Annotated in this window: 14 protein-coding genes; 4 read left to right on the top strand and 10 right to left on the bottom strand. The window is 62.2% G+C overall.

Annotated elements, in window-relative coordinates:
* Positions 1-56 precede the first annotated feature (56 nt).
* Genes PspS35_RS27870 through PspS35_RS27880 form a run of 3 tightly spaced genes read right to left on the bottom strand, consistent with a single transcriptional unit; the run spans position 57 to position 2,584 of the window.
* On the bottom strand, positions 57-959 hold the full coding sequence (locus PspS35_RS27870; protein WP_159937624.1) for a transporter substrate-binding domain-containing protein: 903 nt from the start codon (positions 957-959) through the stop codon (positions 57-59).
* Between the two features lie 16 nt (positions 960-975).
* Positions 976-1,326, bottom strand: coding sequence for a RidA family protein (locus PspS35_RS27875; RefSeq protein ID WP_159937625.1), 351 nt, complete (start codon positions 1,324-1,326; stop codon positions 976-978).
* A gap of 10 nt (positions 1,327-1,336) precedes the next feature.
* Positions 1,337-2,584 carry a D-amino acid dehydrogenase gene (locus PspS35_RS27880; protein ID WP_159937626.1) on the bottom strand — a complete coding sequence of 416 codons (1,248 nt, stop codon included), beginning with the start codon at positions 2,582-2,584 and terminating at the stop codon, positions 1,337-1,339.
* Positions 2,585-2,681: 97 nt separating this feature from the next.
* On the opposite strand from PspS35_RS27880, the gene PspS35_RS27885 reads away from it, so the two are divergent.
* Positions 2,682-3,584, top strand: coding sequence for a LysR substrate-binding domain-containing protein (locus PspS35_RS27885; RefSeq protein ID WP_159937627.1), 903 nt, complete (start codon positions 2,682-2,684; stop codon positions 3,582-3,584).
* Here PspS35_RS27885 and PspS35_RS27890 read toward each other — a convergent pair.
* Positions 3,579-4,196 (bottom strand): hemolysin III family protein, encoded by a 618-nt coding sequence (locus PspS35_RS27890; RefSeq protein WP_159937628.1) that lies wholly within the window; start codon positions 4,194-4,196, stop codon positions 3,579-3,581. The genes PspS35_RS27885 and PspS35_RS27890 overlap by 6 nt on opposite strands.
* 144 nt (positions 4,197-4,340) lie before the next feature.
* Here PspS35_RS27890 and PspS35_RS27895 point away from each other — a divergent pair, with 144 nt between their 5' ends.
* Positions 4,341-4,748, top strand: a complete 408-nt coding sequence (locus PspS35_RS27895) for a LysR family transcriptional regulator (RefSeq protein ID WP_159937629.1) — start codon at positions 4,341-4,343, stop codon at positions 4,746-4,748.
* 247 nt (positions 4,749-4,995) lie between these two features.
* Here the strand turns inward: PspS35_RS27895 and PspS35_RS27900 are convergent, their stop codons facing one another.
* Together PspS35_RS27900 and PspS35_RS27905 are read right to left on the bottom strand one after the other, a co-directional pair.
* Positions 4,996-5,415 carry a hypothetical protein gene (locus PspS35_RS27900; protein ID WP_159937630.1) on the bottom strand — a complete coding sequence of 140 codons (420 nt, stop codon included), beginning with the start codon at positions 5,413-5,415 and terminating at the stop codon, positions 4,996-4,998.
* Positions 5,393-5,821: a polymorphic toxin type 44 domain-containing protein gene (locus PspS35_RS27905; RefSeq protein WP_238785947.1), complete on the bottom strand. Its 429-nt coding sequence runs from the start codon at positions 5,819-5,821 to the stop codon at positions 5,393-5,395. Before PspS35_RS27905 ends, PspS35_RS27900 begins: the two co-directional genes overlap by 23 nt.
* A 154-nt stretch (positions 5,822-5,975) precedes the next feature.
* Between PspS35_RS27905 and PspS35_RS27910 the strand changes: the two genes are divergently transcribed.
* Positions 5,976-6,254 carry a type II toxin-antitoxin system RelE/ParE family toxin gene (locus PspS35_RS27910; protein WP_159937631.1) on the top strand — a complete coding sequence of 93 codons (279 nt, stop codon included), beginning with the start codon at positions 5,976-5,978 and terminating at the stop codon, positions 6,252-6,254.
* Positions 6,255-6,268: 14 nt separating this feature from the next.
* Positions 6,269-6,556 carry a HigA family addiction module antitoxin gene (locus PspS35_RS27915; RefSeq protein WP_159937632.1) on the top strand — a complete coding sequence of 96 codons (288 nt, stop codon included), beginning with the start codon at positions 6,269-6,271 and terminating at the stop codon, positions 6,554-6,556.
* A gap of 72 nt (positions 6,557-6,628) precedes the next feature.
* Here the strand turns inward: PspS35_RS27915 and PspS35_RS27920 are convergent, their stop codons facing one another.
* From PspS35_RS27920 to PspS35_RS27935, 4 genes are all read right to left on the bottom strand, one after another.
* Positions 6,629-7,084, bottom strand: a complete 456-nt coding sequence (locus tag PspS35_RS27920) for a chemotaxis protein CheW (RefSeq protein ID WP_110620277.1) — start codon at positions 7,082-7,084, stop codon at positions 6,629-6,631.
* Positions 7,077-12,896 carry an Hpt domain-containing protein gene (locus PspS35_RS27925; protein WP_159937633.1) on the bottom strand — a complete coding sequence of 1,940 codons (5,820 nt, stop codon included), beginning with the start codon at positions 12,894-12,896 and terminating at the stop codon, positions 7,077-7,079. The genes PspS35_RS27920 and PspS35_RS27925 overlap by 8 nt, the downstream gene beginning before the upstream one ends.
* A 106-nt stretch (positions 12,897-13,002) precedes the next feature.
* On the bottom strand, positions 13,003-15,042 hold the full coding sequence (locus PspS35_RS27930) for a methyl-accepting chemotaxis protein (protein ID WP_159937634.1): 2,040 nt from the start codon (positions 15,040-15,042) through the stop codon (positions 13,003-13,005).
* Positions 15,039-15,563: a chemotaxis protein CheW gene (locus PspS35_RS27935; RefSeq protein ID WP_159937635.1), complete on the bottom strand. Its 525-nt coding sequence runs from the start codon at positions 15,561-15,563 to the stop codon at positions 15,039-15,041. Before PspS35_RS27935 ends, PspS35_RS27930 begins: the two co-directional genes overlap by 4 nt.
* Positions 15,564-15,569 lie beyond the last annotated feature (6 nt).

Raw genomic sequence — 15,569 nt, forward strand, 5'->3', positions numbered from 1 at the left:
ATCAAACATGTGGAAGGAGGCTTGCCCCTCCCGCATTTGGATCGGGTTGCCACGTCTTACTCGACAGGGTCGCTGACCGGCTTGGCAATAATCGCCTTCAACTCGCTGGTCATCGGGAACTCCAGGTTCAGGCCCTTGGGCGGAATCGGCTGTTCGAACCAGCGCTGGTAAATCCCGTTGATCTCGCCGCTTTTGTACAGGTCGCCCAACGTGTCGTTGACCACCGCGAGAAACTGCGGATCGTCCTTGCGCACCATGCAGCTGTAGATTTCCCGCGACTGCTCCTCGCCCACCACGATCCATTTGTGCGGGTCCTTGGCCTTGGCGCGTTCGCCGTAGAGCAGCGCGTCATCCATGTAGAAGGCTACGGCGCGGCCCGTCTCCAGCATCTTGAAGGCTTCGCCGTGATCCTTGGCGCTGATCACAAACATATTGGTTTTGTGTTCGGCGTTGTAGCTCTTTAGGAAACGCTCGTTGGTGGTGCCGGCGGTGGTCACTACGTTCTTGCCCGCAAGATCGGTAAAGCCCTTGATGCCGCTGTCTTTAGCCGTCAGCAACTGGCCCTTCACGTAAATAAACCCGTAGGAAAACGCCACCTGCTTTTGCCGCTCGGCGGTCACGCCGGTAGAGCCACATTCCAGGTCGACGGTGCCGTTCTGCACCAGCGGGATTCGGGTCTGGGACGTCACCAGGTTGTATTTCACCTTGAGGTCCGCCAACCCGGTTTTCTGCCGGATGCGCTCGACGATCTTGCTCGCCAGGTCCACCGAATAGCCCATGGGTTTGCCGCTGTGATCCCCCACATAGGAAAACGGCACCGACGCATCGCGATAGCCCAAAGTGATGGACTTGGCGTTGGCGATCTTGCTCAACGTGCCGTCCAACGCCGGTTCATTTGCCTGAGCCTGAGCCCCAAACAACAGCCCCAGCGTACAACCGGTCAACAGGATTTTTTTCATTGTTAGGTTCCGTTGGTTATTTACGTACAGCGATAACGCTGATTTCTACCAGCACACTCGGTCGCGCCAACTCCGCCTGCAGGGTGGTGCGCGTGGGCGCCATCCCCGGCGACAGCCACGCCGACCACACCTCGTTCATCGGCGCAAAGCCTGTGCCGATGTCTTTCAGGTAGATGGTCGCATTGAGCAGGTGGTCCTTGTCGCTGCCTGCCTGGGCCAGCAGCCCGTGGATCTTGGCCAGCACTTCGCGGGTTTGTGTTGCCACGTCCTGGCCGTCACCCGGCACCTGGCCGGACAAGAACACCAAGTCCTTGAAGGTCACGGCCCCCGAAAGACGCTCATTGCTGCTGATTCGATCAATGGTCATGGTTACATCCTCAAGCGGCGCGGGGCGTCAGGCCCTGCATATCAATGGACGGTGTGTGCTGGCCAATCAGCTCGGCCAACAGCTGGCCACTGCCGCACGCCAGGGTAAAGCCCAGCGCGCCATGACCCAGGTTCAACCACACGTTGCGATAGACGCTGGCACCGATCAGCGGCACACCGGTAGGCGTGGCGGGGCGCATACCGGCCCATTCCACCCCATTGGCGTAATCACCCGCCGTAGGAAATGTCTCGATAGACTGACGCTTCATCAGCGCCAGTCGCTTGGGCTCAAGCCCAGCGTCGAAACCGACGATATCCACCATCGCCGCGACCCGCAGTTGCTCACCGATACGCGCGTAGACAATCTTTCGATCGTAATCGGTGATGCTCACATTCGGTGCATGGTGCCGCGGGCCAATCGGCACGCTCAGGCTGTAGCCCTTGAGCGGATACAGCGGCAGCGACAGGCCCGGCAACCCCAATTCGGCGCTGCGATGCCCGGCCGCCAACACCAGTTGCGTGACCGGCTTCACCTCATCGCCCAACTCGACGGCCGTGACCACGCCGTCGGCGTGACGCAGCCCGGTCACTTTGCGCCCCAGCACAAAGGTGCAGCGCCCCGATGCTTCAAGCCGCTGCGCCAGCCGTTGGCAGAAGGCATGGCAGTCGGCCACTTCCTCATTCGGCGTGTAGATACCGCCGACAAAACCCTGCGCCGCATGGGCCAGTGCGGGTTCCAGGCGGGCGCAATCGAGGGTAGACAGCACCTGTTGCTGCAGAACGTCGACGACCTTACTGCGCGCTCGCGCAAACGTGTCGGCATTGCGAAACGTCACCAGCTTGCCGTTACGCCGCCAGTCGAAGCCGTCCAGGCGGTCGTCGACACGCCATTGTTGCAAGGTGTTTTGGCTCAGGGAGGCCAGGCGCAGCAAGTGGGCGGCGTTACGCGCGTTCACCGAGCCACGGCAGGCGCCGATGAACGCGGCCATCCAGCGCCACTGTTGCGGGTCCAGGCGCGGGCGCAGCTTCAACGGCGAATCACCGCGCAACAGCCAGCCAATCGCTTGCAGCGGCACACCGGCGTCGGCCAATGGCGCCACATAGCGGTAGGACAACTGCCCGCCGTTGGCGAAACTGGTCTCGCTGCCCAGGCTGTCGCGGGCATCGATCACTGTCACCTCATAGCCTGCGCGTACCAACGCGTAGGCGCTGGCCAAACCGATCACTCCACCACCAATGATGCTAACCATCGCTGCCACCCGCACGAATCAAGAGGGTTGAAGCGTAGGCCCAGGTGACAGGCCATCGCCAATGAATAAAGATAGGTCGCCTATAAACAAAGGTTATGGACTTGCCATGCGCCTGCGTCATATCGAAATTTTCCAAGCCATTCGCCAGACCGGCTCGGTCAGCGCCGCCGCGCAATTGCTGCACGTGTCGCAACCGGCGGTGACCAAGGTGTTGCAGCACGCCGAACTGCAACTGGGCTTCCCACTGTTCTTGCGGGTGCGCGGCAAGTTGCAGCCCACGCCGGAAGCCCTGGCGCTGGAAAGCGAAGTCGAGAAAGTCACCGCAAGCCTGCAAGGCGTAAGGCGCCTGGCCAAGAGTTTGCGCCGCGCACCGGGGCACAGCGTGCGCATCGGCGCGATACCGACGTTGGCGCTGTCGCTGCTGCCGCCGGCGATCCTGGAGTGGACCCGCGACTACCCGGACATGGCCTGTGAGCTGTCCAGCGACCATAGCCGCGAGCTGGTGCAAAAACTGCTGATGCGCGAGATTGACCTGGCGTTGACCCTCAACTTCTCCGGCCATCCGGGGTTGACCACCCAAGTGCTGGCCAACGGTGTGCTGGTGGCCTTGGCGTCCACAGGTTATTGGCCGGACGCTGAACTGCATCTGCCGCTGCCATTGGCCGACCTGGCCGGCGCGCCGTTGATAGGCCTGTCCAGTGCGGACCCACTGGCGGCAAAACTCGACAGTTACCTGGAAAACGTCGACCCGGCGCCGAGGGTGACGATCTCGGTACAAACCTATTCACTGGCCCGTGCGATGGTGGAGTCCGGCGCCGGCTTGACGGTAATCGACCCCTTTACGGCGCTGGGCGCCTCAACGGCCACTACCTGCATCCGCCCTCTCACCCCGCCGCTGCCGATCACCCTGTACGCCCTGACCCGCGCCAATGAGCCGCCGCCGCATATGTTGGCCAAGCTGCTGGAGATCTTCGGCAACCGCGCCTGTGAGTTGCTGGAACGCCTATAGCACGTAGCCCATGATCGCGACGAAATGCAGCAAGCTGCCGCCAATCACAAACAGATGCCAAATCCCATGGGAATGCCGCAGGCGGTCCTCCAGGGCAAAAAAGATGATGCCAACGGTGTACAACACCCCGCCCGCTGCCAGCCAGGTAAACCCGGCAATGCCCAGCGCGGCGATCAGCGGCTTGACGGCCACCAGCACGATCCAGCCCATCACCGCATAAATCACGATCGACAAGATGCGCGCCTCGGAGCGCGGCTTGATCTCCTGCAAAATGCCGATCACCGCCAACCCCCACACGATGCCGAACAGCGTCCACCCCCACGGCCCTCTTAAGGTCACCAGGCAAAACGGTGTGTAGCTGCCGGCGATCAACAGGTAGATCGAAAAGTGGTCGACCTTCTGCATGATCGTTTTTCGGCGCCCACGCACGCTGTGGTACACGGTGGAGGCGCTGTACAGCACCATCAGCGTAAAGCCATAGATCGCCACGCTGACGATCTTCCAGGGGCTGCCATCGAGGCTCGCCACCACCAACATCCACACGACGCCCATACACGCCGCGACAGCACCGAGCAAATGGCTCCAGGCGTTGAATCGTTCCCCGTGGTACATGTGTCACCGACCTCCTTTAACCGTTAACGGCTGGCGGCAAGCCTCCCGCCTTGGGCATCAGAGTGCAAGCGCCGCATGACGTTCCGGCGATGCCACGCGGTTTTGCGGGCACAATCGAGGGCATTCGAACAAGCGCCCACGGCCATGCTGATCGACGAAGAATTCACCCTCAAAAAGCGCGAAATCTTCCTGGCGTTCATGCGCACCGGCAACCTGGCGCGCGCCGCCGCCGAGTTGCAAACCAGCAACGTCAGTGTGCACCGCGCCATCCACTCCCTGGAAAACGCCCTGCGCTGCCCGCTGTTCAAGGTGGCGATGCAGGTCAATGACATCTTCACGCTGTTGAGCATGGTCAGTTCAGGGGTGGGTTACGCGTTGCTGCCAGGGCGGATTGCGGCGGTGTATGAAAACCGCGTGAAGCTGATACCGCTGCAACCCAGGTACCGGTTGCAGCAGCAGATTGGCGTGGTGTTTCTGAAGGCCAAGGAGCGTGACCCGAATCTGCTGGCGTTGCTGGCCGAGTGTCGGATGTATGCCAATCGCCAGGCCTGAGACGGCCATCGGGGGCAAGCCCCCTCCCACATTTTGCGCAGCGGTGCCTGTGAGATTTCGGTCCCAAAAAGGGAATGATCAGTTCCTTTGGTTCTAGGCGTTTTGTGCGCCTAAACAGGTTTCTCGGACTTGCACGTCCGTGTCACCGTCTTTTGCGATGACGGGACGAAGACTAGGCGCGCTGTCCTGTCACCACAAGTTCATGCACGGCTCAAAATCTTGCAGGAGTAGTCCGAGGGCTGCCCCATCACAACACCATCATCACCTTGACCTTCCCCAGGCCTTCCAGTGCGTAACTGTGGTACTCATACACTTCTCCCTGAATAACCAGCTGCAGGGCACCCCCTTCATTATTGACATGGACATCCGGCTCTTTTGTTTTGAGAAAAGGAGGTGCAGACACTAATGCGCTGAGGATTTCCTGATCACTTCCCAAATCCTTATGCACGTAATACCTGTAGGAAAACCCCACCGTAGCGCCACCTTGGCCATCTCGCGCACCATAGATCGACATACCGTTGCCCAGGGAATGCTTCAACACCACCTCATCCAGGTCCGGTGTACCGGGCGACAGGATCCAACTGCCGCCGATATAGATCAGGCAGATCACAAGCAAGCAATTACGCAGAACAGGCATGAGCCGCTCAGTGGCCTTGCGAGATGGCATATTCAATACCTTTTCTTATCCAATATTGGTCCCGTGGGTCATCACCAAAAGGCTCACCGCCCCACCATGATCCAAAATCCGGGCGGGTAGTTTTGGCGACGGTTTGAGCCACACCGGCGGCTCGCAGCAACACATTTTCGGGAATGCCCAGCACCGTGCCCGTAGCACCGTAATTGAATTTACCAAAAGCTTCGTACTGACGCCCCCGCTTCTTGTAGTTCCAAGGGCCGGCCGCACGGACCTGAGAGTAAAACCAGGAATAGGCGAAAGCCGAGCCGGGCTTGAGATGAATGCCCTCTTCCGCTTGCACGCGAATTGCTGCACACGACCAGTTCATGCTCGGCCCAAAATCTTGCAGGAAAAATCCGAAGGCCCTGCCTACCTTCATCGTTCCGATAGACAGCAAGGAACGCTCCGACAGGTTTTTCAGGTTGTTGCTCGGAACCCGTCTCTCTAGCCTTTTCCATCCGAATCGTGCCACTGGCAGACATCATGAGTCCGACCGTTAAACCCGATGCAAGGCCATTGCAGAGCGTGATGTATCACATCACAATCACGCCATGATCGTCAGTTGGAAACATAAGGGACTTAGGACCTTCTATGAGACCGGTTCAACCAGAGGCATCAACGCAAATCATGCAAAGCGTTTGCGCCGTGTTCTGCTCATTTTGGACAAAGCCGAGCACCCAGATGCACTGGACCTGCCCGGCTGGCGCTTCCATTATTTGAAGGGCGACCTGATCGACTACTGGTCCGTCAGCATCAGTGGTAACTGGCGCATCATTTTTCGGATGTTCGACGACCAGGTCGAACTGGTCGATTCTCTTGACTACCACTGAGTAGAGGTATCGATATGGGGATGCACAACCCACCTCACCCCGGTGAAATATTGCTTGAAGATGTGATCCCTGCCCTGGGCATCACCATTACCGAAATGGCGCGACGCCTTGGCTTCGCTCGCGAGACTCTTTCAAGGATCTTGCATGGCCACGCCCCGGTCAGCCCGGACCTTGCCGTCCGGTTGGAACGAGCCGGTGTGAGTACCGCCCAGTTATGGTTGTCGATGCAAAGTGCCTACGACTTATGGCAGGCCGAGCATCGGGAGCAGCCAGTGATTGAGCGGTTTGCGCGGATTGATTGAGGGCTTGAGCAAGTCTGCCTGCTACGCAATATCACACGCCCCTTCCACAGGGGATCCTCACGTGGCTTAGAGTCAGGCCAGTCCGGACTCAACCAATAAGGCTTCAAGCCCCATCAAGTCCGGCACCTTCGCCACGTGCTCGCCCACCTGCACCGCCGCCAGTTCCAAGGGGCACAGCGGCACGTCCACGTAGCTCAACTCGCTGTCCAGCTTGTACGACCGGGGAATGCCCTGGATCACCAGCGCAATAAACTTCAACGTCGGCCGCCCGCCCAAAGCGTTCAAGACGACGATCCGCGAGCGTTCGCCAGTCACGCTGGCCTCGCCGCACACCGCTTCAAAGCTGATCAACGGTATTTGCCGATCCCGCCACGTCACTTGCCGCAGGTACCACGGCGGTGCATCGCTGGCCGGTTCGCCGCGTTGGAAGTCGATCAATTCCGCCACGGCAACGTTGGGCAGCACCAGGTGACGGTCGGCCAGGGGCAGCAACAGGCCGGTGAGTTGGCTGGTGCGGTGGTCAAGCATGGGACTTGCTCCAATAGGCGATGCTTTCCAGCAGCACCGACTCTTGATACGGCTTGCCGAGGTAGTCGTTGACGCCGATGGCCATTGCACGGTCGCGGTGTTTCTGGCCGGTGCGGGAGGTGATCATGATGATCGGAAGGCGCATCAGGCGCGGGTCGTTGCGCACTTGCGTGGCCACTTCGAAGCCGTCCATGCGCGGCATTTCGATGTCGAGCAGCATCAGGTCCGGGGTGTGTTCTTCAAGCAACGCGAGGGCGTCGATGCCGTCCTTGGCGGTCAGTACGTTCATGCCGTTGCGCTCCAGCAGGCGGCTGGTGACTTTGCGCACGGTGACCGAGTCGTCCACCACCAGCACCAGCAGCGGGCGTTTTTTCAGCGGGTCGTTGAGGATCAGCGGCGCATCCACCGTCTGCGCCGGCAAGGCCGGCTGCTGTGCGCGAATATGCGCCAGCAAGTCGATGATCAGCACCACGCGGCCGTCGCCCAGAATGGTCGCGCCGGACAAACCCTGCACCCCGGCGAACTGCGGGCCCAGGCCCTTGACCACGATCTCGCGCGTGCCGGCCATAGCATCCACATGCACCGCAACACGGCGTTCATTACACTGCACCAGCAGCACCGGTACCGGCTGGTACTGGCCCAATAATTTAGGCCGACCGACGGTGTGCAGCAGATCGCCCAGGTAGAACAATTCGTAACGCTGCCCGGCATATTCATAATGCGGCGGTTCTTGCTGGTAGTGCCCGGCCAACTCATGGGGCAGCACCCGCACCAGCCCTTCGATGGTGTTGAGCGGGATCGCGTATTGGTCGTCCGCGCACTGCACCATCAGCGCGCGGTTGACCGACACGGTGAACGGCAGGCGAATGCGAAAATGCACGCCCTCACCCGGCGTGGACTCAATGAACATCGAGCCGCCGAGCTGACGCACTTCTTCGTGCACCACGTCCATGCCCACGCCACGCCCGGAAATCTGGGTGATTTTTTCCGCCGTGGAGAACCCCGGCTGCAGGATGAACTGCAACACGTCGCGGTCGCTGATCTCTTGATGGGGGCCGAGCAGACCACGCTTGATCGCCTTGCGTCGCACCGCGTCCAGCGGCACGCCAGCGCCGTCGTCGCGCATGTCGAACACGATGTCGCCGCCTTCGTGGGTCAGGTCCAGGGTGATACGACCCGTTTGCGGCTTGCCGGCCAGCAGACGCGCCTCACGGGACTCCAGGCCATGGTCGACGGCGTTGCGCAGCATGTGTTCCAGCGGCGCCGCCATGCGTTCCAGCACGTTGCGGTCCATCTCGCCCTCGGCATTGCCGACGATGAATTCCACGTCCTTGCCCAACTCGCCCGCCACCTGGCGCACGATGCGCTTGAGGCGCGGCAGCATGCGTTCGAACGGCACCATGCGCGTGCGCATCAGGCCTTCCTGCAATTCGGTGTTGATGCGTGCCTGTTGCTGCAACAAGTCGTGCGCGTCCTCGTTGCGCCGGTCAAGGGTGTCCTTCAGGTCGAGCAAATCGGAGGCGGACTCGGACAACGCACGGGACAGTTGCTGCAACTGCGAATGGCGGTCCATTTCCAGCGGGTCGAAGTCTTCGTAGCCCAGGCGCTCGGCCTCGGCCTGCTGGCGGCTGAGGATGCGGCCCTGGGTTTCGGTGTCGAGGCGGCGCAGTTGATCGCGCATGCGCTCGATGGTGGTTTCCACCTCGGTCAGGGCGATGCGTGCGTCGTTGACTTGTTGTTCAATGCGGCCACGCAAGATCGAGGTTTCCCCAGCCAGGTTGACCAGGTCATCCAGCAGCTCGGCAGAGATTTTCACCATGTCGGCGCCAGGATCAGCGACCGCATCGGCCTTGCCAGCAGGCAACGCGACCGGCGCCAGCGGTTCCGCGCTTGGGTGCACCAGGCTTTTGATGCGTTCGATGAGCTTGTCCACCGAGCCCACCGGCACCCCCTCCGCCACGGCGTCGATCATCTGCGCCAGGCGGTCATGGCAGCCTTGCAGCAGCGCGAACAGTTCGGCCGATGGCACGAGCACACCGGCCGACAGCCCTTCGTAGAGAAACTCCAGTTCATGGGCCAGATCGCCAATCGGCCCGATCTCGACCATGCGTGCGCCACCCTTGAGGGTGTGCAGGTCGCGCAGCAGGGTTTCGATTTCCTGGCGATTGTTCGGCTCAGCCTGCCAGCGCAACAGCGCACTGCCGGAGCTGTCGAGGATATCGCCAGCTTCTTCAAGGAATATGTCCAGTAACTCGGGGTCAGCGCCCGACGTTTCCGGGGCCGGGGCCGGGGCCGCAGGCGTGCTGCTCTGGCGCAGCTCGCGCAGCTTGGCAACCAGCTCGGCGCTGTCGCTCAGGGCTTGCTGCTGTTGCAGTTCGTCCAGTTGCAAGGCCAGCCGCTCATGGCTGGCCATCAATACTTGAGACAGCTCGGTGGAGTAGCTGTAGCGCCGGTCCACCAGGCCTTCGTAGAGGCATTCCAACTCATGGGCCAGGTCGCCCACCGGGCCGATTTCAGCCATGCGCGCGCCGCCCTTGAGGGTGTGCAGGTCGCGCTGCAACGAGGACAGCGGAGCGGCGTTTTCGGGCTCCAGCAGCCAGCGCTTGAGGGACTGCCCGGCGCTGTCGAGGATGTCCACGGCTTCTTCGAGGAAAATTTCGACGATCTCATCGTCCATCGCCGTTTCATGCGCCAACTGTGCCGTGGCGGCGCCCAGTTCAGCGATGCTCAGGGTGCGGCTGCCGTCGCTTTTGATCAGGCCGGTGGCTGAAGGGTCCAGCGCGTCGTCCAGCAGTTCGCGCAGGGCCTGTACCCGTGCCGGCGTCGGACTGATTTCCTGGCCCGCCGCCAGTTGGTCGAGCATGTTGATCAGTGCTTCATGGGCCTGTTCGGCCTCCTGGAAAAACCGCTCGCTGACCGCCAGGCTGCTCTCCTCCACGGCGCCATAGAGGTCGAGCAAGGCTTCGCACAGCTCGTCGATGGGGTGCAGGTCGGCGATGTGCGCGCCCTCTCCCAGCGTGGTCAGTTCATCCAGCAACGCCGTGAGTTCCTGGCGCTCGCCGGGGTGCTGTTGCCAGCGACGCAGCAGGCTTTCGGCGTCGAGCAGGATGTCCATGCCCTGGGCCAGGAAGTTGGCGATCAGTTGCGGGTCGCGCTTGATCCGCAGGCCGGTGTTGGGCGCGTCGAGCAATGCTGTGAGCTGGTGGTCCAGCAAGGCTTGAGTGCGGTTGATCAAGTCGTCCGCGCCCTTGATCGGTACCAGAGGGTCACGGTCCAGTTGGCGTAACCCACGTTGGAACAGGCCTTCGGCTTCGAGCAGCAGTTCCACTTCGTCCAAGTCCAGCGGCAGGCGATGGGCCTTGTATTCGCGGGTCAGGTGATCCAGCGGACGCACCAGCTCGGCGATGGGCAATACGCCGGCCATGTAAGCGCTGCCCTTGAGGGTATGCAGGGCGCGTTGCAGCTCATCGCTGACTTGCAGCGGCACATGTTCGGCGGCCTGTTGCAGGAAGTGGTTGAGGCTGTCCAGATGGCTCTGAGCTTCGTTGCGGAAGATTTCCAGCAGCATCGGGTCGTGGGGCTCGCCAGCGGATACGGTGGTGCCACTGGCCAAGGCGTGGGCGCGAGCGGCCAGGACATCGACCTCATCGCGTTGGCGTTGGTCGTCGGTCGCAAAGTCAGCGATCAATTCCGGCAGCAGGGCCACGGCATCGTCCAGGACTTGCTGGATCTGGGGGCCGAGCGCCACGCTGCGCTCCAGCACGCGGTTGAGCAGGTTTTCCACCGCCCAGGCCAGCTCGGCCAGCACCAGGGCGCGCACCATGCGGCCGCTGCCTTTCAAGGTGTGGAAGGCCCGGCGCATCTCGCCCTGGGCGGTTTTGTCGGCGCTGTTGGGCAGGTGACGGTGCAGCACCTCCAGGACTTCGTCGGTTTCTTCGAGGAAGACTTCACGCAGCTCATCGTCGATGGGTTCTTCATCGGCCGGCGGCGGCAGCAGGCTGCCGGGGCGTTGCAGGGCCGGCGGGTTGAGGCGCGAAGTGGGGTTGGCCAAGGCATCGACCTGGGATTGGCTCGGCGTCTCATCCGTAGACAGTGCGCCGTCGGGGGCCAACAACGCCTGGCGCCAGGGTTTTTCCGCGGGCAGGTAGCCCAAGGCAGCCAGGCTTTGGGTGGCCAGTTCCAATACCCGTTCGCCAGCGGCATCGGGGTCTTGGAGCATGCGTTCGAGGTAGTACTCCAGGCTGCTGATCACGTCTGCAAACTGCCCCAGTTGCGCCTCGGACGGCGGGGCGTCGTTGACCATCAACTGTTCATCGACGTAATCGGTGCAGCCGCGCATCAGGCTCGCGGCGCGGGGCAGCGGGATCATCGCCAGCGCGCCACGCACCTGGCTCAGCAGTTCTGGCAGGGATTCCAGGCGCTGACGGTCCCAACCGGCTTCGATGCAGTCGATCACCAACTCTTTGGCCTGTTTCAGGCATTGGCAGGATTCGCGGACCACCAACTGGTGAATCTGGGTCAGGTCGGTGGTGGGCAGGCGGCTTTCTTCGCGGCTTTCCGGCTCGACAGTGCCGGCCATGCCGGCCAATGTGGCTTCGACGTAGAGCAAGGCGCCGGCGACGTCCATCAGCACCGCGTCGTTGGGTTCGCGTTGGCCTTGGGCCAGGCTCAACACCACCGCAAGCTGGTCGATGATGACCTTGCGCGGCTGGCCAAACCCCAGCACCGCCAGGGTATCGGCGATCTGCCGCAACGGCGCCAGCAGCGCATTGAGGTCGCCGGTGTGCAGGCGGTCGCTGCGTACGAACAGGTCGAGGCGTTCCTTGACTCGTACCAACTCCTCGCACAACGCGCCGAGCACCGAGCCCATGGCGTTGCGGTCCGGCCCGGCCAGGCGTGCGCGCTCGGCATCGACCACGGCACTGTCGGGCAAGGCTTCATCAAGACCATAGCGTTCTTTCAGACTTTGCATGCGCGGCGTCGGCCGGGTGACTTTGGCCACGTAGAACAGCAGGCTTTTGAGCAGTTCATCCGGCGCCGACTGGTTGATACCGCCGATGCCCTGGGCCAGCAGGCGCTTGAGTTGCTTGTCGCTGGCCTTGAGCAAGCTGCGCAGCGCCGGGCTGTTGGCGACCACGCCGGTGAGCATGCCTTCCACCAGCGCCGACGCGACTTGCCACAACGGCAACAACGGCGCGCCCTGGCACAAGGCTTCAAGCCGGGCGAAGACCCGCGCCATGTCTTCAAGGTTGCTCGGGCCGTGGTCTTCGCGCAGCAGACCGGCGAGCGCCTGTTGCAGCAGTTGGTGCCATTGGCGCAGGTGTTCGTGAAGGTCCGGCACCGCTCGCTGGGCCAGGGCCTCGTCGGGCAACGGCGCAATCGACAGCAGTTGTGGGCTGAACAGGCTGGTTTCCGAGAGCAGGCTTTCACCGCGCGCACTGCGCAAGTCGTTGAGCAGCGGCAGCACCACCAACGGCAGATCGCGGCGGGCACTGTGTACGCGGTCGAGGTACAGCGGCAGTTGGCCGAGGGCCTGTTGCAACAGGCGGATGCCTTCGTCGCGTTGGCCGACCTGCCCGGCCTGGAGCGCCAGGGCCAGTTCTTCGATCTCTTCGGCCAGCAGCGCCGCACCGTAGAACTCGACCATTTGCAGCGCGCCATGCACCTGGTGGATACCGGCCAGGCATTGGCCGATCACGTCATCGTCATGGGTTTCGACAAACGCATCCAGCGCCGAACGGGCCTGTTTCAGGGTCTCGGCAATGTCGCCCTTGACCCATTCGAGGGCCACGTAGTCGTGCCGATCAACCATAACTGCTCCGCTTAGAATTCGTGGGTTGCTGGTATCTCACAAACACTGGAGATCCAATATGGGAGCAAGCCCGCTGCCACATTTTGACTGCATTTCAATCGTCCATCTACTTGGGCGGCGGCAAGGTGAAACCTGAGACCGACCTGCGCAACTGGCTCGCCATCTTCGCCAAGTTACCGATGCTTTCCGCCGTGGCGGTCGACCCCGACGACGTCTGGCTGGTGATCTGCTGGATCACATTCATGGTCAGGGAGATCTGGCCCGCCGACGAGGTCTGTTGCTGCGCCGCATTGGAGATACTCTGGATCAGCGCGGCCAACGTCTTCGACACGCCTTCGATCTCTTCCAGCGCCACACCCGCATCCTGGGCCAGCCGTGCACCGCGCACCACTTCGGTGGTGGTCTGCTCCATGGAGATGACCGCCTCGTTGGTGTCGGCCTGGATCGCCCGCACCAGGGTTTCGATCTGCCGCGTGGCCGCCGATGAACGCTCGGCCAGCCGTTGCACTTCATCGGCCACCACCGCAAAGCCACGTCCGGCATCCCCGGCCATGCTCGCCTGGATGGCGGCGTTAAGGGCAAGGATGTTGGTCTGGTCGGCAATGTCGTCGATCAGGCTGACGATGTCGCCAATCTCCTGGGACGATTCACCCAGGCGCTTGATGCGCTTGGCGGTGTCCTGGATCTGCTCGCGAATGTTGTCCATACCGTGGATGGTGTTGTGCACCACCTCGTTGCCCTTGTTGGCGATTTCTACCGAACGCTCCGCCACCGCCGAGGATTCGGCGGCGTTGGCCGACACCTGGTCGATGGACTGGGCCATCTGGTTGATCGCCGTGGACGCTTCGGCGATCTGCTGGGCCTGATGCTCCGAGGCCTGGGCCAAGTGCATGGCGGTGGCCTGGGTGTCTTGCACCGCACCGGCAACCTGGCCGGCGGTGAGGTTGATCGTCGCGACCAGATCGCGCAGTTGGTCCACGGAGTAGTTGATGGAGTCGGCAATGGTGCCGGTGAAGTCTTCAGTCACCGAAGCCGTCACGGTGAGGTCGCCATCGGCCAGGTCTTCGATTTCATCGAGCAAACGCATGATCGCGTTCTGGTTGCGCTCGTTCTTCTCGGCAGTCTCGCGCAGTTGGCGGTTGGTCTCACGCACCATCACCAGGCCGATCAGGATGATCGAGGCCAGTGCCAGCAGGCCCAGTACATAGCCGCCAATGGTGTCGAAACTGCGCCCGCTGGCCAGGTTTTCAAAGCCGGTGGCCAGGTGCGAGGCTTCATCGAGCAGGGTTTGCGACAGGTTGAAGATATTGCTCGCCGAGGCGCGCACTTGGAACAACTGTGGCGAGGTTTCGAGGATTTCGTCCACGGAGCCGGAGACGAACTCGAACAGCTCAGCAATTTCCGTCAGCCGCGCACGGGCGTCACGGTCTTCGACTTGAGTGATGCGCAGGCCTGGGTTGCCGTTGAGCATGCCATTGAGCACCTGGCCAAACCGGGCGGCGTCACGGCCAAAGGTATCGGCGGCCTGCACGGCGGTTTCGTCGCCGGCCAGCACGGTGTTGACCGCGCCCAGGATGCGCTCGGCCAGCAGCGACTGGCGCTGGGCCAAGGCCACCTGGCTGGCCGGGGCGCCGCGCTGCAGCAGGATGTCGACGACTTTTTCCGATTCCATCTGCAATTGCGGCACGGTTTCGGCGAGAGTGGCGGCCACTTGGTGCAAGGACAGTACGGTCTGCTCGCTGGCGAGGATCGCGTCTGTGTTTTTCAGCAGCGCTTCCCAGTCGGTCTGCACCGCACGCATCTCGGCGCGCACGGCACTCGGCGCTGCGGGCAGGCCGGTGTCCGGGTCGCCTTTTTTCAGGTAGCCCCAGCGCTGGGCAAAATCGTTGCGTGCATCCCCAAGCAATTTGAACGCGGCGGCCTTGCCGGCGGCAGCTTCGGTGGCGTTCTTGGCGATGCGCTGGGACAACACGCGCAGCTCGCCCGCGTGGCCGATGTACTGCTTGTCGTAGGTGGACTGGGTGTTGAGGTACGCGAAGTTGGCGAACAGCAGCATGATGAATACGATCAGTGCAATAAACAGCACGATGATCTGCGAGCGGCTGCGCGAGCCGGCCTGGGGTTTGGGTGTGGTAGCGGTGGTCATGCGGCGACATCCATGAAACCTGGAGCCTGCGCCAGGGCGAAGGGGCTGAAGACCTGCCACAGCGGTTGGCCGTCGAACTGGCCTTGTATAAACGGCGCACTGGGGCTGGCATTGGCCAGCAAGGCGTCCTGTGCAAAATGCTGCATCCCCACCACCTCGTCCACCAGCAGCCCGACAAACAGATCGTTGTATTCCACTACCAGCACCCGCCGTTGCTTGCGCGCCTTGGACAACGCCAGGCCGAGGAAACCGCCCAGGTCCATCACCGGCAACAGGCGCCCGCGCAGGTTAGCAACACCCTTGACCCAGGCCTTGACCCCGGGCATCAAAGTGCAGCGCGGCTCATGCAGGACTTCGGCGACCTCGCCCATGGGCGCCACATACCAATGCTGCCCCAGGCGAAAGCCGATCCCGCTCCAGCGGTGCAGGCGGGGTTCCTGGGACGGCAGGTCGGCGGCCAACAGGCGGCAGCGCCGGTCGATGTCCAGCAACAGCTCGAAGGCGGTTTGCGACTCGGTCATGATGGC

The sequence above is a fragment of the Pseudomonas sp. S35 genome (assembly GCF_009866765.1).
Lineage (GTDB): Bacteria > Pseudomonadota > Gammaproteobacteria > Pseudomonadales > Pseudomonadaceae > Aquipseudomonas.

Excerpts from the sequence above, each read along its gene's own strand:
- PspS35_RS27870 (WP_159937624.1), bottom strand. The coding sequence starts at position 959 with ATGAAAAAAATCCTGTTGACCGGTTGTACGCTGGGGCTGTTGTTTGGG.
- PspS35_RS27875 (WP_159937625.1), bottom strand. The coding sequence starts at position 1,326 with ATGACCATTGATCGAATCAGCAGCAATGAGCGTCTTTCGGGGGCCGTG.
- PspS35_RS27885 (WP_159937627.1), top strand. The coding sequence starts at position 2,682 with ATGCGCCTGCGTCATATCGAAATTTTCCAAGCCATTCGCCAGACCGGC.
- PspS35_RS27890 (WP_159937628.1), bottom strand. The coding sequence starts at position 4,196 with ATGTACCACGGGGAACGATTCAACGCCTGGAGCCATTTGCTCGGTGCT.
- PspS35_RS27895 (WP_159937629.1), top strand. The coding sequence starts at position 4,341 with ATGCTGATCGACGAAGAATTCACCCTCAAAAAGCGCGAAATCTTCCTG.
- PspS35_RS27900 (WP_159937630.1), bottom strand. The coding sequence starts at position 5,415 with ATGCCATCTCGCAAGGCCACTGAGCGGCTCATGCCTGTTCTGCGTAAT.
- PspS35_RS27910 (WP_159937631.1), top strand. The coding sequence starts at position 5,976 with ATGATCGTCAGTTGGAAACATAAGGGACTTAGGACCTTCTATGAGACC.
- PspS35_RS27915 (WP_159937632.1), top strand. The coding sequence starts at position 6,269 with ATGGGGATGCACAACCCACCTCACCCCGGTGAAATATTGCTTGAAGAT.
- PspS35_RS27920 (WP_110620277.1), bottom strand. The coding sequence starts at position 7,084 with ATGCTTGACCACCGCACCAGCCAACTCACCGGCCTGTTGCTGCCCCTG.
- PspS35_RS27925 (WP_159937633.1), bottom strand. The coding sequence starts at position 12,896 with ATGGTTGATCGGCACGACTACGTGGCCCTCGAATGGGTCAAGGGCGAC.
- PspS35_RS27930 (WP_159937634.1), bottom strand. The coding sequence starts at position 15,042 with ATGACCACCGCTACCACACCCAAACCCCAGGCCGGCTCGCGCAGCCGC.
- PspS35_RS27935 (WP_159937635.1), bottom strand. The coding sequence starts at position 15,563 with ATGACCGAGTCGCAAACCGCCTTCGAGCTGTTGCTGGACATCGACCGG.